We start from the raw sequence: 25,015 nt of genomic DNA, 5'->3' as shown, positions 1-25,015 counted from the left end.
TAAAACATAGACACGGGTACGATGTTGCAGAATCCACGGGTCTCTAATTGGCATGCAACTGCAAGGGGCAATGGCTATTTTCACAGTGAATGTGAAAAGAATATTGACACTAATGAACAAAAAATAGGGATACAAATTATCGAATAACACAAAAAGACAGCTCCGAAATTCAAAATAATGAATTTGGGCTGTCTTTTTTACTCTGTTAATTTCTAAGACTTTTTAAAAACGTAAGTTTTTCAGTGGTCTCCCTGTCAAAGGAGGTGACTTTTGATATACTAGTTTATTAATTAGAATAAGCTTCTCCCAATTGCTTTACCGTTGACAGTGAAAAAGGAGCTTATGTAGCAGAACCAATGAAAGAAGTGGATTTTGATAATATATTAATAACGAAGTAAAGGCACACTCTTTTAAAAGTAAGAAAGGTGTACTTTTTATATTTTGGAGTTTTATAAAAGGAAGTCTTCCCTCATAGTGATACAATAGTTTTTCAAAGATCATGTTTGATAGTATAATTCCTTAAAGAATTTGATTGAAGGAGTTGAATCATAATGTCATGTCAAAACAAAAGAATGCTACTTGGGAAGAAGCAAAAAAGCGTTGTCGTCTAAATCAAGCTGATATACAGATGGCGAAGGAGCTGGGTATGACACCTAAAAGCCTATTGAAAAACATTCCTTCACACAAACAACAATGGAAGGTACCTGTTAAGGTATGGATTCGTGACTTGTACGAGAAAAAGTTTGGGTATACGATAAAAATAACAAGTCAGCTCCCGGAAATGCGAAAAATAGAGTGGGAAAAAAGGAAGTCAGCCCCAAAAATCATTGATATCTCAGATGAGGAGTTGCCGTTTTGAAAAAGTCAAACAATATGTACTTGTCGGAAGAAGATAAAAGAGCGATTTTAAGAGCAGCCGATGAAATTATTGCGCAAGGGGGACGAACGCTTCTTGCGAAAATTTTGAAGGGCTCACGTGAGAAAAAGGTATTACAGTTAGGGCTAGATAAGTGTCCAGTCTACGGGTATTTCAAATCAGAAAAAATTGAAGAGGTCATGAATAAAATTGATTGGATGATTGACTATGATTTCCTAGATATTCAATATGATGGGAAATTACCGATGATTATTTTTACTGAACGAGGTTGGCAGATTGAGGCTAACCAGCGTGCTGATGAATTTTTACGGGAATGGAAACAATGGTTAAAACAAGGTAATAGTAGTCCAGACATGAGTTACTTAAAAGATCGCAATCGCGAGATGATCCTTTTGTTTCTTGAGAAGGTGAAAGAGACAACAGACAAAAGGTATATACCGTATCTAACAGCGTGGTCGAAAGTTGATTATAAAAAGGTAAAAGCTAGGATTTATGAGGTAATCAAAGCCTTGGAAGAAAATGAAACAATTAATCATCAACAAGTATTAAAAAGAGAGGCATCCGTTAATGAAGCATTGGAAGGAGCGGCTCCTCAAGATCTTCTTTTAAAATGCTATAAATGTGGTGAGCGTTTCACTTTTTCAGTCGGTGAACAGAAGTTTTATAAACAAAAAGGATTCGTACTCCCAAGAAGCTGTGAAAAGTGTAGGGACAGAAGATATGAAGATTTCCTTTGTTAATATTTAGAAAAGAGAAATAGGAGTGGAATTTATGACAAGTACAATGAATATGATGATGACATTAAAAAACTAGTCGATAAAATGGCCAGAAAAAAAGATGTCCCCTTTTTGAAAGGAAAAATTGAAATTTGGGCAGCTGCGGTGATCCATGCACTTGGAAGCATTAATGAATTGCAATATGAACGTCAGCAAATTTTGGATAAGGAAGAAGTCAAAATTCGCATATTATCTATATTAAAAACAGATCGAAGTTTAACTAATAAGGAAATAAGGCAATTAACAGAGATGAACCAAAAGCAGGTACAACGTTTGATAAAAGAATTGGAACTAGATGGTGTTAAGATTGTTGGAAAGGGAGCAAGAACCAAATATATTTATTCTCCTTAATAAAATAGGGACAAAAGGGGACATTATTGGAATTAACTCCTTAATGAACAAAGTACCAATTAGGAAAATAGGGACAAAAAAATTAAGCATTACATAAAGAGTTTTAGCATCGATTCACCTGTCTTCTTTTTCCGCTTTTTGGGTCAGGACTAGCTAAATCGAAGTCTTACCACAGGAACATTTTTTGTCTGGATCACATTTGCATTTTAATGGTGGGGATAGGTGAAATAATTTTTTGGAATTTTATATTGAAAGTCTTTTCGTTCTATGTTAATCTTTACGTAACCGGTTACGTAGTTAGGAAGAAGGATATAATTATGACCTATACAATTAAAGATGTAGCTAAAAAAGCAAATGTATCAACAGCAACAGTTTCTAGGGTATTGAACGACCAAGGTGGTTATTCAGAAAAGACAAAAAGAAAAGTACTTAATGTTATTCAAGAATTAGATTACTATCCTAGTGGGATAGCAAGAGGATTGACTAATAAAAGAACAGATACCATTGGTGTATTAGTCCCAAACTTAACAAGTTCTTTAATTACTGAATTCTTGAATGGAATTGAGTCAGTTGCGCACAAGATAGGTTCGAGTGTTATCGTATGTCACACAGAGTCGCATGGTATCAAAACTATGAAATATCTGCAACTATTACACGAAAAACGAATCGATGGTCTTATTTTAGCTAGTACAGTACTGAAAAAAGAGTATTATGATTATATCGTAAAGATGAGAGTTCCAGTTGTTCTATTGTCTGCTTATTCAGAATTTCCCGTGCCTTATGTTACAGCAAATGACTACGAAGCTGCGTACACAGGGACTTCGTATTTAATACAAAAAGGTCATAAGAATATTGGGATGATTAGTGGAAATAAAGAAGAACGGATTGCCGGTAACCTTATTCCCAGAGTAGAGGGATTCAAAAGCGCTCTCTCTGACTACAACATACCTTTTAATGAAAGTTATATTGAGTATGGGAAGTTTTCTATCGATGATGGAGTAACAGGCCTCAAACGTTTGTTAAATCGAGTACCCGACCTTACAGCTATTTTTACGGAGAATGATGAAATTGGTATGGGTGTCTTGTCTGCAGCTTATAACTTAGGTATTAAAGTTCCTGAAAAATTATCTGTTATTGGCATGGACGATATAAGTTTATGTAAGTTTATGTCTCCACCGCTAACATCCGTTTCGCTATCTCATAATGAAATGGCAGAAAAAGCTGCAAATCTGATGTTTAAATTGATTAATTCGGACACAGAAGTTAGTAATTGTATCCTTGATCATCAAATTATTGAGAGACTAAGTGTACGCTCGCAATAATCTCTCTTTCGGAAATACGTAACCGGTTACGTGGCAATAGGATTTAATTAACCAAAGGGAAAATTGGTAGGGAACTCAGTTATTTTTTTGTATTGTCACGTAACCGGTTACGTAGATTTTACTGGATCATAGTATAAAGATAGTTAGGGTTTTAATGTGTTAGGTAAATTATATTTTTTTAGTTTTACGTAACCGGTTACGTAAATAAAAATGCAACTATTGAAAATCAGGAGTGTAATATTTATGCAGAAAAAATGGTGGAAAGAAAGTGTAGCTTATCAGGTCTATCCAAGAAGTTTTAAAGATAGTAATGGAGACGGAATTGGTGATCTGCAAGGAATGATTCAAAAACTTGATTATATTAAAAGTTTGGGTATAGATGTGATATGGATATGCCCAATGTATAAGTCACCTAACGATGATAACGGTTACGATATATCTGATTATAAAGATATTATGGATGAATTTGGTGCAATGGAAGATTTTAACCAATTGCTAGAAGAAGTTCATAATCGCGATATGAAATTAATTATTGATTTAGTAATAAATCATACTAGTGATGAACATGATTGGTTTATTGAGTCCCGATCTTCTAAAGATAATCCGAAACGTGATTGGTATATTTGGCGAAAAGGGAAAGAAGATGGGAACCCGCCTAACAACTGGGAGTCAATTTTTAGTGGTTCGGTTTGGGAATATGATGAACAGACAAATGAATACTTTATGCACTTGTTCTCTAAACGACAACCTGATTTAAATTGGGAGAATCCAGAAGTGCGTCAGACATTATATGAAACAGTGAATTGGTGGCTGGATAAGGGTATAGATGGTTTCCGTATCGATGCTATTTCACATATAAAAAGAGAGCCTGGATTCCCTGATTTGCCTAATCCCAAAAAGCTAGATGTTGTCCCTGCTGCAAAATATACAACCAATGTGAAAGGGATCGAGAAGTTTTTAAGTGAATTCTCTGAAAAGACAGTCAAAAACTATGATGTAATGACTGTTGGTGAAGCTGGTGGTGTAACTGTCAAAGATGCAGAGTTTTGGGTAGGAGAAGATAATGGTTGTTTTAATATGATCTTTCAGTTTGACCATGTAGCGTTATGGGATAAGGGCAAAGAAAATACAAAAGATTTATTAGGCTTTAAAAAAGCATTAAGTAAATGGCAAGTTGGACTAGAGGGAAAGGGATGGAATGCTTTATTTTTAGAAAATCATGATTTGCCTAGAAGTGTGTCATGCTGGGGTGATGATGAACGCTATTGGAAAGAAAGCGCAAAGATGCTTGCAACAACTTATTTCTTAATGCAAGGTACTCCTTTTATCTATCAAGGACAAGAAATTGGAATGACAAATGTCCAGTTTAAGAGCATCGAAGATTACAATGATGTAGGAATGCTAAATTTTTATCATGAAAAACGTGAACAAGGTGAATCCCACGAAGATTTAATGAAAATAATTTGGGCGCAATGTCGAGATAATTCCCGGACACCTATGCAATGGAATGCGGGTGAAAACTCTGGTTTCTCTACCACGAGCAATACATGGTTAAAGATGAATCCAAATTATATTTCTATTAATGTCGCAGACCAATTGGAAGATGAGGATTCGATTTTAAATTTCTATAAAAATCTTATAAAACTAAGAAAAGATAATGAAGTTTTTGTGTACGGGTCTTATCAGTTATTACTACCTGATCACCCTGAAATATTCGCTTATTTACGTGTTTTAGACGATAAAAAGGCATTAGTTATCTGTAATATGACCGAAAAAGTAATTAAGGTTGAGCTACCAGATGACCTAAAATACGATGAGTATTCACTTATTCTAAAAAATTATAAAAAACAAAGAGGTGGTTTATCAAAAGAATTAAAGTTTAGACCTTATGAAGCTTGTGTGTACATGTTAATTTAAAACTACTTAGGAGGAAATAATATGTTAAAGACCAAATTTATATCATCTAGTTTTATAGTGGTGTTAGTACTATCAATAATTTTGACAGCTTGCGGACCACAACGTGACACAACGGAGATCAAACAGGAAGCAAGTAATGGAGAAGCTCCAGACAAGCCAGAAGAACTGACTTTTTGGGCATGGGATGATATTTTATCTACATTTCAAGTTATCGGAGATAGATATACAGAAAAAACAGGTATTAAGGTGAACGTGATAGATGCTAGAAATGCGGACCTATCCCTAGATGCACCTGCAGGGAAAGGACCTGATTTATATTACGAAACACATGACCGCATAGGTGATTCATATTTACAAGGTGTAGCAGCGGAATTGACATTAACAGAAGAACAATTAAGCGGATATGAAGAGTCTGCACTAGAAGCGTTTACGTACAATGGTAAATTATTAGGAATCCCATCATCAGTTGAAACAATTGGGTTGTTCTATAATAAAGAACTTGTCCCTGAGGCTCCTAAGACAATAGAAGATATTACAAATATTGCAGCAAATTTAACTAATACTGAGAAAAATGAGTATGGATTTTTAAATATTACATCAGATTTTTATCCAATGTTCCCTTTTTTAACTGCAGCAGGTGGGTATGTTTTTGGAGAAAATGAAGAAGGTGGATTTGATACGAGTGATATTGGATTAGCATCTGATGCAGTAGTAGAGGGAGCAAATTTAATTCGTTCTTGGCATGAAAATAATTATATACCCAAAAGTGTTACTTACGATGTTATGAATGGATTATTCCGTGAAGGTAAAGTAGGAGCAATTATTTCAGGTCCTTGGGGAATCCCTGATTTTAGTTCTGGTTTAGGTGATAACTTAGCCATTGCCCCACTCCCAACATTTAACGGCAATCAATTACAATCGTTTTTAGGAGTAAAAGGAATGGCTATCTCAGAATATAGTGAAAACAAATATTGGGCAACTGATTTTGCATTATTTATGTCCAATCCTGAAAACTCAAAGTTTCTGTTCGATGAACTTAAGCGCATTCCGGCACGGAGTGATGTCACCGTAGACGATGAGCTATATCAAGGAATTCAAGAACAAATACAATATGCTGTCCCAATGCCTAATATACCTGAAATGGCCCAAGTGTGGAACCCAATGGGTGATGCATTAGTGTTCATTTCTCAAGGTGAAGATCCAAAGGAAGTATTAGAAGAAGCTGTAGCTACCATAAAAGAACAGATCTCACTTTTAGATGGAAGTAACTAATTTTTTAGATAGTACGGTGAAAGAATGCATTAAGCATTCTTTCACTCTATATTTCCAAAGGCAGGTGCAAGTATATGAATCAGGAAAAGCATAATCCAAAGGTAGCATCTATGTTATCAATCATTCCTGGATTAGGGCAGATATATAACCGTCGTTTCTTGAAAGGAACAATCTTTTTTCTGTTATTTTTCGCGTTTATAATGACATTTTATCAATTTTTAAATATAGGATATTGGGGCCTTTTCACTCTTGGTGAAGTTCCTAGATTAGATGATTCGCGTGTCTTACTCGCTCAAGGGATTATTTCTCTTATCATTACAGGTTTTGCATTGACTTTTTATGTATTAAATTTAATGGATGCGTATAAAGATGCTGTGAAACTTCAGAAAGGATATCGCCCTAATAGTTTAAGAGAAGGTTTTAAAGATGGTTGGGATAAGAGTTTTCCATATTTACTTGTAGGTCCTGGACTATTCTTATTAGTATTTGTTGTTGTATTTCCATTACTATTCATGGTCTTTTTAGCTTTTACGGATTATAACTTATATAATTCTCCACCGAGAAACTTATTGAATTGGGTAGGACTTGATAACTTTACTTCATTACTGACAGTACCAATTTGGCGTAGTACATTTTTGAGTGTTCTCTCTTGGACAATTATTTGGACATTAGTAGCTACTACCTTACAAATTGCATTGGCTCTAATATTAGCAATTTTTGTTAATGATCCAAGAATCAAGTTTAAAAAAATTATAAGAACTGTATTGATTTTACCATGGGCTGTTCCAGGTTTTGTTACGATTTTAATTTTCGCTGCACTGTTTAATAATGACTTTGGTGCAATCAATCGTGATATTCTAATACCACTTTTTGGCCAAGCTATTCCATGGATGACGGATCCGTTCTGGGCGAAAATAGCACTTATAGGTATTCAAGTTTGGTTAGGTTTTCCTTTTGTATTTGCTATCTTCACGGGGATATTACAAAGCATTTCCAAGGATTGGTATGAAGCGGCGGATATGGATGGAGCTTCTAGTTGGCAGAAATTTAGAAATATAACATTTCCTCATATAATGTTTGCAACAGCGCCATTACTAATCATGCAGTATGCGGGGAATTTTAATAACTTTAATATAATTTATCTCTTTAATCAAGGTGGACCTGCTGTGCGAGGACAGAATGCTGGTGGTACGGATATTTTGATTTCATGGGTTTATAATTTAACCTTTGAAACTCAAAATTACAATATGGCCGCTGCAATTTCAATCATTATCGGGTTGGTTATTGCTACATTTGCATTTTATCAATTCCGACGCACACGTTCCTTCAAGGAGGAAATGTAAATGTCTATAAAAACAAAAAGCAATTTACAAGTAGCAGGAATTTATGCATTTATTGGGATCGTCTTTGTAGCAATATTATATCCATTAATGTGGACAATCGGTCTATCGTTAAATCCAGGGACAAGCTTATACGGGTCTTCAATGATACCTGAAAACTTTTCATTTGTTCATTATCAGTGGCTCTTTTTTAATCCCGCTAGTGACTATTTACTTTGGTACAAAAATACATTAATTGTTGCAGTAATCACATCTATTAGCGCTGTAGTAGTGGTTTCTCTTATTGCATATGCTTTTTCAAGATATCAATTTATAGGAAGAAAGAATGGTATATACACCTTCTTGCTATTACAAATGTTTCCAGTTCTTATGGCGATGGTTGCCATATACATTCTTTTAAACATGGTCAACTTGCTAGATTCATTAACTGGTTTAATTTTGATTTATATAGGTGGAGCAATTCCAATGAATGTTTTCTTGGTAAAAGGGTATTTTGACACCATCCCTAAAGAATTAGATGAATCAGCAAAAATTGATGGAGCTGGGCATTTTAGGATTTTCTTTACCATTATGTTACCATTAGCAAAACCCATTTTGGCAGTAGTTGCTCTGTTTAACTTTATGACCCCATTTATGGACTTTATTCTTCCAAGTATCATTTTACGAAGTCCAGAAAATTATACATTAGCCTTAGGTTTATTTAATTTTATTAATGAACAATTTGGTAATAACTTTACTCGTTTTGCTGCTGGGGCGGTTCTAATTGCAATACCTATCGCAACTGTCTTTTTGTTCCTGCAACGATATTTAATTTCAGGACTAACATCTGGTGCTACGAAGGGGTAGTCAGGGAGTAAGGATTTTTATAAATTGTTTTATTTCGTTTAAAGGAAGACATTCCAACATAATGGCAAAGAAAGAAACTCATTTATCATGCAAATTTATTATAAGATCTCTAAGTCCTGAATGAAACCTTGAATCAAAGCGAGACAAAATTTTGCTAACAAATTGCTAACAAATTGCTAACATAAGAAAAAGAGCTTCTCATAAGTTGATCCAACTTTTGAGAAGCTCTTTTTTCTTGTGTCACATGTTCACACCATTCTCTTAGGTACCGCATACGTCATTACTTGCAGAAGCCAAAGTAGGATTTTATGGACAGGCTTGATTACAGTCATTGAAATGTACCACCTTTGACATTGCATTTACCACCAAATGACAACAAGTGTACCGAAGAATAACAGACTGTTTACCACTGCAACCCTTCTGGTGTTAAAAGATATAAAACCATAGTTTTGGAAAAAAATGTTATTAAAATTCGATTGATGTTCAATAGAAACAGTCTTCTGCCAAAGGGTCAGATTAACCCTTGTATTACGTAGTGGCTTCTTACTGTGCAACAAGAATATTCGCTTTTAAATGTCTATGTGAAAAAATGCACTTAAACTAATACCTCTAATAAACACAAGTAATATTTAATGAGAAATACCAAACCCCATAAAGAATGGGGTTTTATTTTTTTAGCTCTGAAACAATCAATTTGAACTTTAATCAAAAATGTGGTGAGCTATCCTGATATATTTTTAAATCAATTGCGGATTTTAGGAGGTTACAAATGGTTGTCACACCTTGTGTTAATTGTTGTTCATTCATATAAGAAAAGCTCAATCGTAAATGATGATTTTCTTGCTCTGTTGGGTAACAAGCTGACCCAGGTAAAAAAGTGATTTGTTCTTTTTTAGCTTCTATTAAGAGGTGATCCGTATTAATCCAAGAAGGAAGAGTAAGCCATACGTTTAATCCTCCTTTTGGTATGAACCAAGAAACTTCTTCAGGTGCATGTTGTGACAGAATCTCCAGAACAAGATCGCACCGTATCTTTAGAGCTGTTCTTAATTTTTTTAGATGATCCATCATTCTTTTTGAAGTAATAAATGGAATGATGGCTTTCTGTGTAAGTAAAGGACTCCCTAAGTCGGTGTTAGCCTTTGCAGCTAATAGACGTTTGAATATAGAACCAGAAGTAGCTAATATTCCAATTCTACAACCTGGAGCTAATATTTTGCTTAAGCCTTTCAAGTAAATAACATGACCGTCTTTATCCAGACTTTTCATTGATGCTGGAGGCTTTCTTTCAAAATATATTTCACTACATGGGTCATCCTCAATCACTAAACACTGCGTACTTTTAGCAATCTCAAGAATTTGTCTGCGGCGTTTTGTGGGCATTACAGCACCAGTTGGGTTGTGAAACGTAGGGACTGTATAAATAATTTTTGGTTTATATTTATCACACAAATTGTGAAGTAAATCTACTCTCATTCCATCGCTATCAACAGGAATGGTAAGAATGGTAGCACCTCTCCCACGAAACACATCAATAGCTCCTGGATAAGTGGGAGCTTCCATTACTACTACATCACCAGGTCCAACAAAAGTACGAGCAATTAGGTCAATTCCTTGTTGTGAACCACTTGTAACTAAAATATTATCAGGAGAAGTTGGCAGGTCCATCCTTTGTAAATACTCAACCATTGCCTGCCTAAGCGCTTTATCTCCTTGGATCTCTCCATATTGTGAGAGAACTTTTGGGTTTTCAGAAAGCATCTTGTGAATTTCTTGCTCTAAGTATCGATTAGGTAGAAGTCCAGGATCTATCATAGAAGACGAAAGATGAATTTTTTCAGGGACTTGGTGAAAACGAGCAAATTGAGACCTGGGTAAATAATCTTGAACGGAAAGTTGCCAATCATATGAATTGGTTCCTTTTTTACTTTCTGTTTCTTCCATTTTTATCTTCCTAATAAACGTTCCTTTCCCTTGAACTGAAGTAATAAATCCATCTTGTTCTAGCTTTTGATAGGCCTTTACTACAGTAACTAAACTTACCCCAAGCTGTTTTGAGAGCTCGCGTACAGAAGGTAATTGTAGCTCTTCTTCTAAGAGATCTGAACGGATATGATCGAGAATGGAAAGGTATATTTGCTTCGTTATTGAAACGTCAGCATTACGTTGAATCTCAATATGCATGATTTTCCTCCTTTAAGTGTTATACATGATCGTTGAGTGTTATACATAAACAGATGTAAAATACCATTAATTCGTCAAACACATTATAACACTTGGAGGGAAATGATATGAAATATTTTGTAGTCGATGCTTTTGCAGAAAAGGTTTTTGAAGGAAATCCAGCGGGAGTGTGTATTATGGATGAATGGATTTCAGATGAACTTATGCAGAATATAGCCATTGAAAATAACCTATCGGAAACAGCATTTTCAGTAAAAGAAGGAGCACATTATGGGCTGAGATGGTTTACACCTGGAGGAGAGATTAACCTTTGTGGGCACGCAACGTTAGCAACAGCATTTATCATTCTAAATTACTATGAAATGCAATTAGATTGTGTCAAGTTCAGTACAATCAGTGGAGAGTTAACCGTAAATAAACAAGATGATTTATATGAACTGGATTTCCCTTCCGTTTCTTCAGAAGAAATTTCTGCTACTGATTAAATGATCAGCGCTTTGGGAATTGTACCAAAAGAAACATACTTAAACAGAGATCTTGTATTCATACTAGAGTCCGAGGAAGAAGTAAGAAACGTAAGCCCTGACTTTGCCAAATTAGAAACATTGTCAGAAGGATTGGGTGTTTGTGTTACGGCCAATGGAAGTGATTATGATTTTGTTTCCCGAGGTTTTTTCCCTAAGCTAAAAGTAAATGAAGATCCCGTAACAGGTTCCTTGCACTGTAGCTTAATTCCGTTTTGGGCAAATAGACTAGGAAAAAAGGAAATGGTGGCTAGACAATTATCAAGTAGAGGTGGAACGCTTTATTGTAAACATGAGGATACTCGAGTAAAGATGGCTGGAAAAGCAGTATTATATTCAGTAGCCGAATTAAATATCGGAGTTTAATCTAGAAAACATTAAATATCTCAAAGTCTAAAGGAGGAGAAAGGAAATGAAATTTTACATTGTTGATGTATTTGCGGAAAAACAATATGAAGGAAATCAATTAGCTGTCTGTATTCCTGACGAGGATATTAAACAAGAAGAAATGCAAAAAATTGCAAAGGAAATAAACTTTTCAGAAACTACATTTATTATGTCAGGATTACAAAAAGATGGTGGCTACAATGTAAAGATTTTTACACCTGATTCAGAGATACCATTTGCGGGACATCCTACACTTGGTACTGCATACATTATTCAACGTTTTATTGACAGTAATGAATCAAATGAAATTAAACTTAATCTTGAAGTAGGACAAATTCCTGTAATGTTTAATGGTCAAGAGGGTTGGATGTTACAAAATCAACCTATATTTAACTCTACAATAGACGTAGAAACTATTTCGGAAATTCTCCAAATTGACATTGAGGATATCAATGTTGAACTTCCTGTTCAAGTAGTTTCAACTGGACTACCAAGTATTATTGTAAATATGAAAACTTTAGATGCAGTAAACCAATGTAAAATAAATCATCAACTTTATGACGACCTTTTATCGGAAATCGAAAATGCAAATCTTCTTGTCTTTACAAAAGAAACTGTAAACCCTTCTAACGACTTACATGCAAGAGTTTTTATGTTTACTTCAGGTCATTTAGAAGACCCAGCTACGGGGAGTGCTAACGGAAATTTAGCTGGTTATTTATTAGAACATAATTTTTTTGATAGCAATGATATAAGTTATTCAGTTGAACAAGGGTATTCAATTAACAGGAAATCATTATTAAAAGCGGTAGCTACTAAAAATAATTCTAAATACTCCATCCAAATAGGTGGTAGTGCTTTTGTTGTAGCAGAAGGTAAATGGTTATAATTTGATTTTGAACGGGTGCTTTTCTTTAATAAACGGGCGCGTTTATCTATTGACGTTTATGGAGCTAATTATGAATAAGCAAGACGAAAAAACAATATATCTATTTATTGCGCAGCAGTACAAATATACTATTGATAAATTACGGAGACGATTATTTTTATTAAGTGATCGTCTCTTCTTCGTATATGACATATAATATGCTATAAAAAAGCCAACGACTACCAGCTTTACAATAAAACAATGAGTTATTCAATTGTGTCCCAATGTGGATTCCAAACCACTTCCCATAAGTGACCATCTGGATCTTGGAAGTGACCAGAGTATCCACCCCAAAAAGTGTCATGAGCTGGATCAGTGATAGTTGCACCTGCCTGTTTTGCCTGTTCCATCACTGTATCGACCTCGGCTTTACTATTAACATTGTGTCCTAGTGTAAATTCGGTAGGGCTTGATGCAGTTAAAGTAACTTTTGTCTCATATGCGATGTCTTTACGATTTCAAATGGCAAGTTTTAGGCCACCTTGTAAGTCAAAAAAGGCAACTGCACCATGTTCAAATTCTTCACCGATAATCCCTTCTGTGTGTAGACCAAGACCATCACGATAAAAATGCAATGACTTTTCTAAATTATCTACACCTAAAGTAATGACTGTTATACGTGGTTTCATAAAAATGGAACCTCCTAAATTAATTATAAAGTAAATCATAACAATTAATGATTAGTAGACAAATAAAAGTTTAATACACATTACATTAATACTGTTCAATATAATAAGTAAATAAACGTAAGGGTTAAACAGTCTACAGTAATTAATAACACTTTGCCTACGCAATCAAATAAAAAACGGTAAAACAGCGTTAAAGATGTCACAGTAAAAATTTAGCGATATCTGGATATTGCACACTTTTTTCACACATAGTAAAAATATTAGTTTTTCATCAATTTTGAAGTTAGGGTATTCTCGTAATGTCTATTTTCATTCGATTTATACTGTTGAATAAGTGTTTTCTTGGCTAAACTAGAGTTAAAGATTTTAATGATTGGAGTAGCCTTATGGATATTCAAGAACAGCTCACTCAAGCTTTAAAAGAGATTGGTAGACTGAAAAAAGAAAATATACAATTAAAAAAGGATCTCTATAAAATACAAGGTCGGCTGAAAAGTCTTAAAATCCGTTTAAGGTCTGCCCCACGCCGCTCTAACGTATCATCTAGCCGGGGTAGGCACCCCAGACCTAACAGCCAGAATGTGAGCATAAGTATTTACTTTAATAAGAGTTAGGAGTTCTAATTGTTAATAACAACGCAATAAACCGGGGGTAAATAGGTGTAAATCTTATATTTCGAAATAATGGAAAGGGTATCTTTTTTTTGCAAAAAAAAATAAGCAGCTTATCTCTCCAAAGCAATAACAATAAAAAATGGTGTTATTACTTGAAAGAGATAGATACATAGCTACTTTTTATGATATCGATGCTTTTTCTAGGTTATTAATAAACTTAAGGGAACGCCCAGTGCCAACTGCCACAGCTTCAATAGGGTTAGATGCGATGTGAACAGGTACCGATATTTCACGGGAAAGCCACTCTTCCATCCCGTTAAGAAGAGCCCCACCACCTGTTAATGTAACGCCTTGATCAACAATATCTCCACTTAGCTCCGGAGGGCAATTTTCAAGTGTTAGTCGAATGGCTTTTAATAACTGGAGCAAAGATTCGTGGAGTGCTTTTTGAATCTCTTTAGAGTGAAGTCTAATTGTTTTCGGTAAACCATTAACAAGGTCTCTTCCGCGTACTTCCATTGTAATTTTTTCGTGTTCGATAGGCGAATAACCAAGTTCTATTTTTATTTGTTCTGCAGTTCTCTCACCAATTAATACATTATATGTCTTTCTAACATGTTGTATAATTAGGTCATCAAACTTATCGCCGCCAACTCTTATGGAATTACTCGTAACAATACCACCAAAAGAGATTATAGCTACTTCTGTTGTCCCACCCCCTATATCAACAATCACACTTGCAATAGGTTCATCAACAGGAAGACCTACTCCTATAGCTGCAGCTACAGGTTCCTCTATTAAATAAACATTTTTAGTACCGCAGCTCCGCACAGCGTCAACAATGGCACGGCGTTCAACGGACGTTGAACCTGAAGGTGTACTAACTACTACATTTGGCTTGCGAAGTGATAGACCTAATTTTTTACTAGCTTTTTTCATTATTGCCTTTAACATACGTGATGTTGTGCTAAAATCAGCAATAACTCCTTCTCTAAGTGGTCTTACTGCTATAACATTAGCAGGGGTTTTACCAATCATATTCTTCGCTTCTACCCCTACAGCTAATACTTCATTTGTATCAGTGTTAATTGCAACCACAGAGGGTTCATTCAAGATAATTCCTTTATCTTTACTGTAGATCAGTAAGTTTGCAGTGCCTAAATCTATACCAATTTCGATATTTGCCCACATTTCTTTTCACCAACTTTGTAGTAACTTGTCTATCAACTATTTATTCTAACAAGTTATTAACTATATCGAAAGAGACCTATAGCTTACATTATATGTAATAATACGAGACTAACCTGCAACTATAGTTCTATTTTTATTAGACAGTTGGGAGATTAGTTGAATGAAGCCTGGCCCTTTTGGATACGACAGATAGGTCCGAAGTTATTTTTTCATTTGGGACATGATTTCCTTATGTATCAATTAAGAATAAATGATGAACATGGAAAAAAATTTAGGAAAGGATATATACCCAAACCCAATAGGCTGAATACGCATATTCTTTATCTGAATTTTTTTGTGGGTAAAGNCCCCCGCCTCTAAGCGTAGCGGGGTGGGATTTTCCGATGTTTCAGCTTGCTGAAACGAGTTCACTGTATAGAATAATAGAAGAGGAATTACTTTGACCTGAATATCATTTCTTGCTATCTCCCCAGGTGTAACAAAACCCTATAATAAGCGTCTTAATTACTAGTGTAAACAGAATAGTAAAATAATGCTAATGTAAAAATAAAGAAAAACTATATATGAAGTGTTATCATTAAATAGAAAAGGTAAATAGTATTTGACTAGAGGAGGTATTTACTTTGTATCAGAACCGGACTCTATCGGAAAAATATCCGTTAATTGATAAAGTAATAGATAATGTAGAAAAAGTTGTGGTAGGAAAACAAAAAGAAGTAACTTTAAGTTTAGTAGCCCTGCTAAGTGGTGGTCATGTTTTATTAGAAGATGTACCTGGTGTAGGAAAAACGATGATGGTACGAGCTATCGCTAAATCTATAGGAGCAAATTATAAACGAATTCAGTTCACTCCAGACTTATTACCATCTGATGTCACTGGTATCTCAATTTACGATCAAAAGGTGATGGACTTTAAATTTCGACCTGGTCCGATAATGGCGAACGTGGTTTTAGCAGATGAAATTAACAGAACCTCACCTAAAACTCAAGCAGCTCTCCTTGAAGCTCTTGAGGAAGCAAGTGTAACTATAGATGGAGAAACACGGCTCTTGGAAAAGCCTTTTTTTGTTATGGCTACACAAAATCCTATAGAATACGGGGGCACATATCCTCTTCCGGAAGCCCAGCTAGATCGATTTTTATTTAAATTTAAAATTGGCTATCCGACTCCTGAGGAAGAGATGGAAGTATTAACTCGGGTTGAAAAGCAGCACCCAATTGAAAAAATAGAAGCAGTTTTATCATTAGAAGATTTACTACAAATGCAAAAGGAAGTTACAAACGTATATGTCGATAACTTGGTAAAATCATATATTATCTCAATTATAAATGAAACGAGAAGCCACCAATCTGTCTATCTTGGTGTTAGTCCTAGAGGATCTATCGCACTAATGAAAGCAGCTCAATCCTATGCCTATATTCAAGGTAGAGAATACGTCATTCCAGATGATATTAAATATTTAGCTGAATTCGTGCTAAGTCATCGTGTCATTTTAAACTCAGATTCAAAGTATGCTAATCTGTCTCCTCAAACAGTAGTTAAAGAGATTCTCCAATATGTAAAAATTCCTGTAAAAAAAGAAGCGATACGCTAATGGAAAAACTACAAATGTTACTAAGAATTTTCATCATTCTTGGATTGGGAACGGTAACCTTTTTTTATGCTATGTTCCAAGGGGGATTTGTTAGTTGGTTTCTTTTTTATTCTACTACGCTGATCAGTGTAACGTTGCTATTGTTTTGCCTAATGCCTATCGGTGATATAGAAGTAAAAAGAAAGGTAAGTACAGATAGGTTAGTTGTCGGAGAAGATCTAAAGATAACGATCACTTTTTATCGGAAATTTCCTTTTCCGATTCTTTATTTTGTGGCTGAAGATGTCATGTTACATAAAAATGAACAGAAAACCTCTAAATTCATTATTTACCCATTTATTCGAAGGAATTTTGATGTTTCATATTCATTAAATGGTTTAAAACGCGGAGAATATCAGTTTGTGAAGGTAAAACTTCATACTAGTGATTTTTTTGGGATGTTTAAGAAGATGAAAGTTTTTAACGTAAAGGATGATGTTTTAGTCTATCCTAATTTTCAAGAAATAGAAAGCTTAAACATATACAATGAAAATAAAACAGGGTCTAACATTACTTCACAGAGATTAATAGAAGATATTACATCAGTAGCGGGTGCTAGAGAGTATATTCCTGGAGATCGATTAACAAGTATTGACTGGAAAGGCACAGCTAGGGTTAATAAACTAATGACAAAGGAATTTGAACAATATCTTGGGCAGCAATTTCTTATTACTCTTGATTGTTCAATTATAGATAAAAGGAAAGCGCAAATTTTTGAAAAGGCGGTAGAGTTAGCCACATCATTTAATGTTCACAGTTATAAAAAAAATCATCAAATAGGGTTACTTACAATAGGAGATAAAGATAACGGTTACTCGATTAATCTAGCAAAATCTCAGCAAGGAAGTTTGTTAGAACATTTAGCTAAACTCAATTATCAATTAGGTAACACATTTGATCGAGTTTTTGAAAATGAAATTAGAAAAATAGCAACAGATTTAATTGTTCTCTTGATAACAACTAGAATAACAGCGGCTATGGTTGAGAACGTTCACCGTTTAAAGAAAAAAAGAGTTCAAATCGTTTTCTGTTTTGTCTCAGAGGCTAGGCGAATAACAGAAGATGAAAATAAAAAGTTACATCAAATTATGACATTAGGGGTGCTCAGTTATGTAGTTAATGGAGATATCTTTCGAGTTGAATTAAAAGGAGGGGAAGCTGTTGCTCAAAAATCGTAACATTTTCTCGTTTTCTTTGATTTTAATCTACGGGTTAGCATTTCTAGTACTTTGGGAGTGGCTTCGCCCACTGCCAATCATCACAGATACTGGAAACTTATATGTGTTTGTTTGGTTTACTTTTTTTTGTTTTATTTTTATGTATTTACGTGTGGCTAGTTATATATCTGTTCCGATTATTTTTATCGCTATGATGTATGGTTTACATTATATTTTTTTTGGTGGTTCATTTATACTTGAAGGATTTTCAACATTAACTTGGTTTGGTGAAGATTTTGCGAGAAATATAGAATTCTTATTTAATAGAAAAATGAACGATCTATCTTACGAGTTTCGAAGTTTTTTGTTATTCTTGGTTCTGGCCATTACAAGTTATTTAATTCATTTTTGGATCTATCACGTTAAGAAAATCTTTTCCTTTCTTTTCATTACAATTATATATGTTACAATTCTTGATACATTTACGATTTATGATGCAAGTACTTCTATTGTGAGGCTTGTTGTATCAAGTTTTTTGCTAATGACAATTCTCTTTAAAATGAGGCTCGAAGAAACCGAACGAATAAAGACGGATAAACTTAGTAATGGAGTTTGGATTAGTATTATGACATGTATGATCGCATTTGTAGCAGTAGTTGCATTTTTTTTGCCTAAGTATGAACCTCATTGGCCAGACCCACTTCCTATGGTTCAAGGAGCTATGTCTGGGGAAAACCTGAGTGGTGGACATAGAACAATTGGATATAGTGACAATGATGAGAGGTTAGGTGGCGGTTTCGCTTATGACGATACGGTTGTGTTTACAGCTGTAGCAAACCAAGGTCATTATTGGCGAGGGGAATCAAAGGAGATTTACACAGGAAAAGGTTGGGAATCAGTAGAACAGCAACTAAATCGAACGTTCCGCTATAGTGAGCAATATAATGAAAAAGTTTCCGTACAGTTTTATGAGCAAGGTACAGCAAAACATGTACAAGAAACAACCATTACAATGCTTGATGATCGCCATTTCTCTCACTTTTTTTATCCGGGTGAACTATTAGAGGTTCATGTTGATGGTTTAAAGTATAACGCTGAGTTTCTAGAAGAGCCGTTTCAATTTTCAATTGATTATGTGAGTGGCAAAGTTAGTGCAATGAGCTCAACCAATCATAATCCATTACTTTTACAAGAGTACTTAATAACATACAATTATCCATCATTTGTTATTGAACAATTAAAGTATAGAACAAACTTAGATCCTGATCATATAAAAGAAGTATACCTTCAACTTCCGGAATTACCTGAGAGAGTAGGTATCTTGGCAAGTGAAATTACAAGAAATTACGATAATCGTTATGATAAAGTAAAAGCGATTGAGGAGTACTTCTCAGAATACGATTATAAGTATGAGACGCAAGATGTAGCAATACCTTCCGAAGGCCAAGACTATGTCGATCAGTTTTTGTTTGAAACACGCCGAGGCTATTGTAATAATTTTTCTACCTCGATGGTTGTTATGTTACGTACTCTTGATATACCTGCACGTTGGGTTAAAGGTTTTACACAAGGTAGAGAAATAGGTTTAGTTGAAAATGGAAAGAAGAAGTATGAAATAACGAATGCCAACGCTCATTCGTGGGTCGAAGTCTATTTCCCAAATGTAGGTTGGGTACCATTTGAGCCAACAAGGGGCTTTAACGCTAGTTTTGAGTTTGTTGAAGGAAATCAATTAGATAGAGAACTTGATCAAAGTGGCGTTGAAGAAAGTTACGAACAAGTACAGGTGCCACAACGGGATAATGACCCTGAAAATCCATTTTTACCATTAGAAGAAGAGGTTGAGTCCATATCGACTATTGAAGAGAGTGTAACTACCGAAGTGGAAGAAAGCTCATCAAAATCTTTTCCTTTTTCAAATCCATTCATTTGGTTTCCTTTAATAATGTTATTGATAGGATTTTTATTTTATAAAACCTATAAAAGGTTAATAACTTTCTTTTTTCTTACTTGGTTTAAATTGAAATCAAGGGATGAAAATACTTATTTGAGTGCCTATGAACGTCTTTTATGGTTATTGCAATTGAATGGCTACTATCGTTATACGGATGAAACGTTACGAGAATATGCAAGTAGGATAGACAAGTCATTATCTTGTACTGAAATGACGAGGTTAACGCTTAAATATGAAAAAATAATTTATGGAAACTTCAAAGATCCTTCTTTATGGAAAGAAATGCACTCGTCTTGGGAGGCGATATTAAGGAAGATGGGTTCTTGACCGATTTTAATACGGCTGTTACAATAATTTCGTACTAAATGTCGAACGTTGTAGATATACCTTCATATATCCTTAGGAATAGGCCTAAGAGTTTCTACCAAGTCACCGTAAATGACTTGACTATGAAGGCGGGAACTTTTCTTTTGATGTTAATAAAAACTAAATTTGCTTTACCTAAAAGCATAAAGATGTTTTTCTAACAACTAGGATTCTGCCTTTGTAGGAACTTATATAAGGATAAAATAAAGTTTTAGTAACTACCTTAGTAATAAGGTAGTTACTCCTGTGTCATACTTTATAATAAAAGATCCTTATTTAAGTTACCTATTTTGTGAAGAGATGTATGCTGAATTTTAACAGTATAATACTCGCTTCCAAAGGTAGATCCTAGTTTTTTTACAGTATCAGAATTTATAAATTTCTAACTTGGAAACTGTCTAGCTTCAGCGCCGACGATCTCGGTCACTTCAGTCAAGCAACTGACTTCAATAACTACTTGAATAACGTCTCTGAATAGCTTCATGCAGCTTTGCTTCGAGGAAGCTACTACGAAGCAATACTAGAAGACGCTAAAAGCACGTAGGAAGCCAAAGAGCGGCTTTGCGACGAGCAAACGGAGTGGCACAGGAGCAGCTGCTCGTGACAGAGGCGCTTGCATTTTTCTTGTATATTTAGGAATTTTAAATACTTTTAGCTAGGTAGAAGTATAAGAAAAACGGATAATTCTGCTTTGCGTTACAGGTCAAGCGGCAAGTTTAGTTTTCAAATAGAAAAGTATTAATGTAAATCAACGTAATGTTGAAAAAAAGAATAAAGGGTGGAGTAAGAGGATGGAAAATATTAATGAAAAAATCATTGTTTTAGATTTTGGTGGTCAATATAACCAATTGATAGCAAGAAGAATTCGTGACCTTGGTGTATTTAGTGAACTACACCCACATACACTTACGGCAGCTGAGCTAAAGGAAATTAATCCAAAAGGAATTATTTTCTCTGGTGGACCTAACAGTGCTTATGCGGAAGGATCGCCTCAATGTGATGAAGAAATTTTTGAATTAGGTATCCCAATTTTAGGGATTTGTTATGGGATGCAATTAATGTCGCATCATTTCGGTGGAAAAGTAGAAGCTGCTAATCATCGTGAGTACGGAAAAGCAATGATAACTGTCGAAAATCCAAATAGATTATATCATGAATTACCAACGGAACAGTCTGTTTGGATGAGCCATGGAGATCTAGTTGTAACTCCACCAGAAGGTTTCGTTGTTGATGCGACAAACCCTTCATGTCCTATTGCGGCTATGAGTGATATTTCTCGAGGTTTATACGGCGTGCAGTTTCATCCAGAAGTACGACACTCTGAATACGGAATTCAACTATTAGAAAACTTTGTATTTAAAGTATGTGAATGTGAAGGCAATTGGTCAATGGAAAACTTCATTGAAATTGAAATGGAAAAAATTAAGAAGTTGGTTGGAGACCGTAAAGTACTTTGTGCTTTAAGTGGCGGAGTAGATTCGTCTGTTGTGGCTGTTTTAATCCACAAAGCGATCGGTGACCAACTTACGTGTATGTTTATAGATCATGGTTTACTGAGAAAAGGTGAAGCCGAAAGTGTCATGAAAACATTCTCTGAAGGTTTTAACATGAATGTTATTAAGATCGATGCTAAAGATCGCTTCTTAGGCAAATTAAGTGGTGTTTCTGATCCGGAACAAAAAAGAAAAATTATTGGGAATGAATTTATCTATGTGTTTCAAGAAGAAGCTGATAAATTAGAGGGAATGGACTTCTTAGCTCAAGGAACTCTATATACTGATATTGTTGAAAGTGGTACAGCGACTGCTCAAACAATTAAGTCGCATCATAATGTTGGTGGATTACCAGAAGATATGAAATTTAAATTAATTGAGCCGTTAAATACTTTATTTAAAGATGAAGTAAGAAAAGTAGGTACTGAATTGGGTATTTCTGATGAAGTTGTATGGCGTCAACCTTTCCCGGGTCCAGGACTAGGAATAAGAGTATTAGGTGAAATTACAGAAGAAAAATTAGAAATTGTACGTGAAAGTGATGCGATTCTTCGTGATGAGATCAAAAAAGCGGGACTCGATCGAGAAATTTGGCAATACTTCACTGCACTTCCTGATATGCGTAGTGTAGGTGTTATGGGGGATGCAAGAACATATGACTACACAGTTGGAATTCGTGCAGTTACGTCGATTGATGGTATGACATCTGATTGGGCGAGAATCCCTTATGAAGTATTAGAAAAAATTTCTGTGAGAATTGTAAATGAAGTAAAAAATGTAAATCGTGTTGTTTACGATATTACATCTAAGCCACCTGCAACAATTGAGTGGGAATAGTTTAAGTGTTAAAGACGTTAGGTTTGTTATCTTTTTAGGTGACGAGCCTACGTTTTTGTTAAGACATATAATAGTTAAGTTAATATGGTTTTTAACATTTAAAGATTTATTTTAAAAAAATCCATAAATTTGTTTATTAAACAAACACGAATGATGCTACGTATCACCTTGTATAAAGTTCGTTTTTTCTTGTTGACTTTGTCGGATTTTGTTGATAAACTTGCTTAGTATTATTAAAAAACGTAATTTTTTTTCGTATATACTTAGGAATATGGCCTGAGCGTTTCTACCGAGCTACCGTAAATAGCTTGACTACGAAGAGAGTACATAATTTTGTAGGTGCTTGTTAGTATCTTATATCATTATGTAGATTTTCTTGTTGTCAAGCTCTAGGTAGATATTACATCTCCCTAGAGCTTTCTTTTTATTCGTTTCTGAATAAAAAGAATGTTATGGCTAACGCTAAAAATGTTAGCAGCTTCAAAGTTGTACATCAGTGTATAACAAAAAAACTAAAATTACATTTTTGAGGAGGAACTTTTTGTAATGGATCGTTATTTTGGTTTTAAGGAGCACGGTACTTCGTATCGTCAGGAAATGATTGCAGGTTTAACAACGTTCTTATCAATGGCGTATATTTTATTTGTTAACCCTTCTATTTTAAGTGCTACTGGTATGGATACGGGTGCGGTATTTACCGCTACGGCTTTAGCGGCAGCTATTGGTACCCTGATTATGGGTATTGTTGCTAACTATCCTATTGCTTTAGCGCCTGGTATGGGTTTAAATGCATTTTTTACTTTTGGTGTTGTCCTAGGAATGGGTATTCCGTGGGAAACTGCATTATTTGGCGTATTTATGTCTGGTATTATTTTTATAATTATTACTGTTACGAAAATCCGCGAAAAAATTATTAATGCTATTCCTGCTGAATTGAAGTATGCGGCAGCTGCGGGTATTGGGTTATTTATTGCCTTCATCGGTTTAAAAAATGCTGGTATTATTGTAGGGTACGAAGCGACACTTGTTACTTTAGGTCATCTTACTGCTGGTGGGCCTCTTCTTGCGATATTTGGATTGGTAGTAACGTCTATCTTTATGGTTCGTGGTTTTAAAGGTGGGATATTTTATGGCATGATTATTACTGCGATTGTAGGGGTAATTACAGGTGTGGCTCCGATGCCGTCTGGTATTGTTGGTTCTGTTCCAAGTTTATCACCAACATTTATGGCTGCTTTTTCAATTGATTTCTCTGAAATATTTACTGTTAGCTTGTTAGTAGTTATTTTAACTTTCTTATTTGTAGATTTCTTTGATACTGCCGGAACTTTATATGCAGTTGCTAATCAAGCTGGGTTTGTTAAAGACAATAAGTTACCTCGTGCTGACAGAGCGTTATTGGCTGATTCTTCGGCAACTTCGATCGGTGCTTTATTGGGTACATCTACGACAACTGCTTATATTGAGTCTTCATCGGGTGTTGCTGCTGGTGGTAGAACTGGTTTTACTTCTGTGACAACCGGTATGTTATTTTTAGTGGCTTTATTCTTTTCGCCGCTATTAGTTATTTTTGACACAACTCCAGCGATTACTGCGCCAGCACTAATTATTGTTGGTGTACTTATGGCTTCTTCGTTAAGTCAAATTGAATGGAATAAGTTCGAAATTGCAGTTCCTGCGTTCTTAACGGCGTTGACTATGCCATTAACATTTAGTATTGCTGATGGTATTGCGATAGGTTTTATCTTTTACCCGATTACTATGGTTGCAAAAGGGAAAGCAAAAGAGGTTCATCCAATTATGTATGTATTGTTTGTTATCTTTATTGCCTACTTCGTATTTTTATAAGATATCTATTTTGGGTTTGTCGCTTTTCTGGTGACAAACCCTTTTTATTATGGATTGAGTAGGTTTTGATTTATATATATATTTCTTGCTTTATTGAATATAATTGATATGGTTAAAATCGTTGTTCATTAAACCAATTATTTTTTTGTGTTAGTTATTAAATTTATAAACAAAAAGTGTTGACGTGAGGGTTCTGAAATGGTATATTAATCAAGTCGCTAATTTGACAATAAACTTTATGAACTTCAGTGAAAAAAGTTATTGACTAAAGTAAATTAGAATGTTACAATTTAATTCTTGTTGTTGAAAAGCAACTTTGAAAAATTGTTCTTTGAAAACTGAACACACAGCCAAGCGAATTAAAGAGATAGTAAATATCTCGTCAATGAATTTTTATTTTTGAGCTTTATCAAACACTTTTATGGAGAGTTTGATCCTGGCTCAGGACGAACGCTGGCGGCGTGCCTAATACATGCAAGTCGAGCGAATGGATGGGAGCTTGCTCCCTGAAATTAGCGGCGGACGGGTGAGTAACACGTGGGCAACCTGCCCTGTAGACTGGGATAAC

At 34.9% G+C, this 25,015-nt stretch carries 17 protein-coding genes, 1 rRNA gene, 2 pseudogenes and 2 riboswitches; of the genes and pseudogenes, 17 read left to right on the top strand and 3 right to left on the bottom strand.

The window, feature by feature from the left end:
• Positions 1–556 precede the first annotated feature (556 nt).
• The 8 genes from BKP37_RS06550 (at position 557) to BKP37_RS19580 (ending at position 8,701) form a co-directional block, all read left to right on the top strand.
• A complete protein-coding gene (locus BKP37_RS06550; RefSeq protein ID WP_071308837.1) occupies positions 557–859 on the top strand; it encodes a hypothetical protein in 303 nt (100 codons plus the stop codon).
• A complete protein-coding gene (locus tag BKP37_RS06545; protein WP_245712456.1) occupies positions 856–1,617 on the top strand; it encodes an RQC-minor-1 family DNA-binding protein in 762 nt (253 codons plus the stop codon). The genes BKP37_RS06550 and BKP37_RS06545 overlap by 4 nt, the downstream gene beginning before the upstream one ends.
• A gap of 27 nt (positions 1,618–1,644) precedes the next feature.
• Positions 1,645–2,004, top strand: coding sequence for a DUF6398 domain-containing protein (locus BKP37_RS06540; protein WP_281243011.1), 360 nt, complete (start codon positions 1,645–1,647; stop codon positions 2,002–2,004).
• 317 nt (positions 2,005–2,321) lie between these two features.
• The gene (locus BKP37_RS06535) at positions 2,322–3,326 is read left to right on the top strand and encodes a LacI family DNA-binding transcriptional regulator (RefSeq protein WP_071308835.1); all 1,005 of its coding nucleotides are present in this window, start codon (positions 2,322–2,324) and stop codon (positions 3,324–3,326) included.
• A gap of 243 nt (positions 3,327–3,569) precedes the next feature.
• Positions 3,570–5,243, top strand: coding sequence for a glycoside hydrolase family 13 protein (locus tag BKP37_RS06530; RefSeq protein ID WP_071308834.1), 1,674 nt, complete (start codon positions 3,570–3,572; stop codon positions 5,241–5,243).
• A 21-nt stretch (positions 5,244–5,264) separates the two neighbouring features.
• Entirely contained in the window at positions 5,265–6,515 is a 1,251-nt protein-coding gene (locus BKP37_RS06525) for a sugar ABC transporter substrate-binding protein (protein WP_071308833.1), read from the top strand.
• A gap of 74 nt (positions 6,516–6,589) precedes the next feature.
• A complete protein-coding gene (locus BKP37_RS19585; RefSeq protein WP_071308832.1) occupies positions 6,590–7,858 on the top strand; it encodes a sugar ABC transporter permease in 1,269 nt (422 codons plus the stop codon).
• The gene (locus BKP37_RS19580) at positions 7,859–8,701 is read left to right on the top strand and encodes a sugar ABC transporter permease (RefSeq protein WP_071308831.1); all 843 of its coding nucleotides are present in this window, start codon (positions 7,859–7,861) and stop codon (positions 8,699–8,701) included.
• Positions 8,702–9,406: 705 nt separating this feature from the next.
• On the opposite strand, the gene pdxR is transcribed toward BKP37_RS19580, so the two are convergent.
• Positions 9,407–10,885 (bottom strand): MocR-like pyridoxine biosynthesis transcription factor PdxR, encoded by a 1,479-nt coding sequence (gene pdxR / locus BKP37_RS06510; protein WP_071308830.1) that lies wholly within the window; start codon positions 10,883–10,885, stop codon positions 9,407–9,409.
• A 107-nt stretch (positions 10,886–10,992) separates the two neighbouring features.
• Here pdxR and BKP37_RS06505 point away from each other — a divergent pair.
• From BKP37_RS06505 to BKP37_RS20660, 3 genes and pseudogenes are all read left to right on the top strand, one after another.
• Positions 10,993–11,775 (top strand): annotated as a pseudogene (locus tag BKP37_RS06505) (PhzF family phenazine biosynthesis protein).
• Between the two features lie 46 nt (positions 11,776–11,821).
• On the top strand, positions 11,822–12,685 hold the full coding sequence (locus tag BKP37_RS06500) for a PhzF family phenazine biosynthesis protein (RefSeq protein WP_071308829.1): 864 nt from the start codon (positions 11,822–11,824) through the stop codon (positions 12,683–12,685).
• Between the two features lie 70 nt (positions 12,686–12,755).
• Positions 12,756–12,881 (top strand): hypothetical protein, encoded by a 126-nt coding sequence (locus BKP37_RS20660; RefSeq protein ID WP_281243010.1) that lies wholly within the window; start codon positions 12,756–12,758, stop codon positions 12,879–12,881.
• Positions 12,882–12,930: 49 nt separating this feature from the next.
• Here BKP37_RS20660 and BKP37_RS06495 read toward each other — a convergent pair.
• Positions 12,931–13,353: pseudogene (locus BKP37_RS06495) on the bottom strand (VOC family protein).
• A gap of 794 nt (positions 13,354–14,147) precedes the next feature.
• Positions 14,148–15,158: a rod-share determining protein MreBH gene (mreBH, locus tag BKP37_RS06485; RefSeq protein ID WP_071308827.1), complete on the bottom strand. Its 1,011-nt coding sequence runs from the start codon at positions 15,156–15,158 to the stop codon at positions 14,148–14,150.
• Positions 15,159–15,781: 623 nt separating this feature from the next.
• Between mreBH and BKP37_RS06475 the strand changes: the two genes are divergently transcribed.
• From BKP37_RS06475 to BKP37_RS06450, 6 genes are all read left to right on the top strand, one after another.
• A complete protein-coding gene (locus BKP37_RS06475; RefSeq protein ID WP_071308825.1) occupies positions 15,782–16,753 on the top strand; it encodes an AAA family ATPase in 972 nt (323 codons plus the stop codon).
• Entirely contained in the window at positions 16,753–17,970 is a 1,218-nt protein-coding gene (locus tag BKP37_RS06470; RefSeq protein ID WP_071308824.1) for a DUF58 domain-containing protein, read from the top strand. Before BKP37_RS06475 ends, BKP37_RS06470 begins: the two co-directional genes overlap by 1 nt.
• Entirely contained in the window at positions 17,954–20,230 is a 2,277-nt protein-coding gene (locus BKP37_RS06465; protein ID WP_071308823.1) for a transglutaminaseTgpA domain-containing protein, read from the top strand. The genes BKP37_RS06470 and BKP37_RS06465 overlap by 17 nt, the downstream gene beginning before the upstream one ends.
• 42 nt (positions 20,231–20,272) lie before the next feature.
• Positions 20,273–20,373, top strand: a riboswitch (purine riboswitch).
• Between the two features lie 687 nt (positions 20,374–21,060).
• Positions 21,061–22,599 carry a glutamine-hydrolyzing GMP synthase gene (guaA, locus tag BKP37_RS06460; RefSeq protein ID WP_071308822.1) on the top strand — a complete coding sequence of 513 codons (1,539 nt, stop codon included), beginning with the start codon at positions 21,061–21,063 and terminating at the stop codon, positions 22,597–22,599.
• A gap of 233 nt (positions 22,600–22,832) precedes the next feature.
• Positions 22,833–22,934: riboswitch (purine riboswitch) on the top strand.
• A 211-nt stretch (positions 22,935–23,145) separates the two neighbouring features.
• On the top strand, positions 23,146–24,447 hold the full coding sequence (locus BKP37_RS06455; protein ID WP_071308821.1) for an NCS2 family permease: 1,302 nt from the start codon (positions 23,146–23,148) through the stop codon (positions 24,445–24,447).
• A gap of 418 nt (positions 24,448–24,865) precedes the next feature.
• Positions 24,866–25,015, top strand: a 16S ribosomal RNA gene (locus tag BKP37_RS06450); the annotation flags it as partial.

Source organism: Anaerobacillus alkalilacustris, assembly GCF_001866005.1.
Taxonomy (GTDB): Bacteria; Bacillota; Bacilli; order Bacillales; family Anaerobacillaceae; genus Anaerobacillus; species Anaerobacillus alkalilacustris.
Note: the sequence above shows the minus strand (reverse complement) of the source record. Positions and strands in the feature narration are given on the sequence as shown.

What these genes read in the sequence shown, in the direction of transcription:
- BKP37_RS06550 (WP_071308837.1), top strand. Translation starts at nt 557, where the DNA reads ATGTCAAAACAAAAGAATGCTACTTGGGAAGAAGCAAAAAAGCGTTGT.
- BKP37_RS06530 (WP_071308834.1), top strand. Translation starts at nt 3,570, where the DNA reads ATGCAGAAAAAATGGTGGAAAGAAAGTGTAGCTTATCAGGTCTATCCA.
- BKP37_RS06535 (WP_071308835.1), top strand. Translation starts at nt 2,322, where the DNA reads ATGACCTATACAATTAAAGATGTAGCTAAAAAAGCAAATGTATCAACA.
- pdxR (WP_071308830.1), bottom strand. Translation starts at nt 10,885, where the DNA reads ATGCATATTGAGATTCAACGTAATGCTGACGTTTCAATAACGAAGCAA.
- mreBH (WP_071308827.1), bottom strand. Translation starts at nt 15,158, where the DNA reads ATGTGGGCAAATATCGAAATTGGTATAGATTTAGGCACTGCAAACTTA.
- BKP37_RS20660 (WP_281243010.1), top strand. Translation starts at nt 12,756, where the DNA reads ATGAATAAGCAAGACGAAAAAACAATATATCTATTTATTGCGCAGCAG.
- BKP37_RS06500 (WP_071308829.1), top strand. Translation starts at nt 11,822, where the DNA reads ATGAAATTTTACATTGTTGATGTATTTGCGGAAAAACAATATGAAGGA.
- BKP37_RS06470 (WP_071308824.1), top strand. Translation starts at nt 16,753, where the DNA reads ATGGAAAAACTACAAATGTTACTAAGAATTTTCATCATTCTTGGATTG.
- BKP37_RS06455 (WP_071308821.1), top strand. Translation starts at nt 23,146, where the DNA reads ATGGATCGTTATTTTGGTTTTAAGGAGCACGGTACTTCGTATCGTCAG.
- guaA (WP_071308822.1), top strand. Translation starts at nt 21,061, where the DNA reads ATGGAAAATATTAATGAAAAAATCATTGTTTTAGATTTTGGTGGTCAA.
- BKP37_RS06525 (WP_071308833.1), top strand. Translation starts at nt 5,265, where the DNA reads ATGTTAAAGACCAAATTTATATCATCTAGTTTTATAGTGGTGTTAGTA.
- BKP37_RS19580 (WP_071308831.1), top strand. Translation starts at nt 7,859, where the DNA reads ATGTCTATAAAAACAAAAAGCAATTTACAAGTAGCAGGAATTTATGCA.
- BKP37_RS19585 (WP_071308832.1), top strand. Translation starts at nt 6,590, where the DNA reads ATGAATCAGGAAAAGCATAATCCAAAGGTAGCATCTATGTTATCAATC.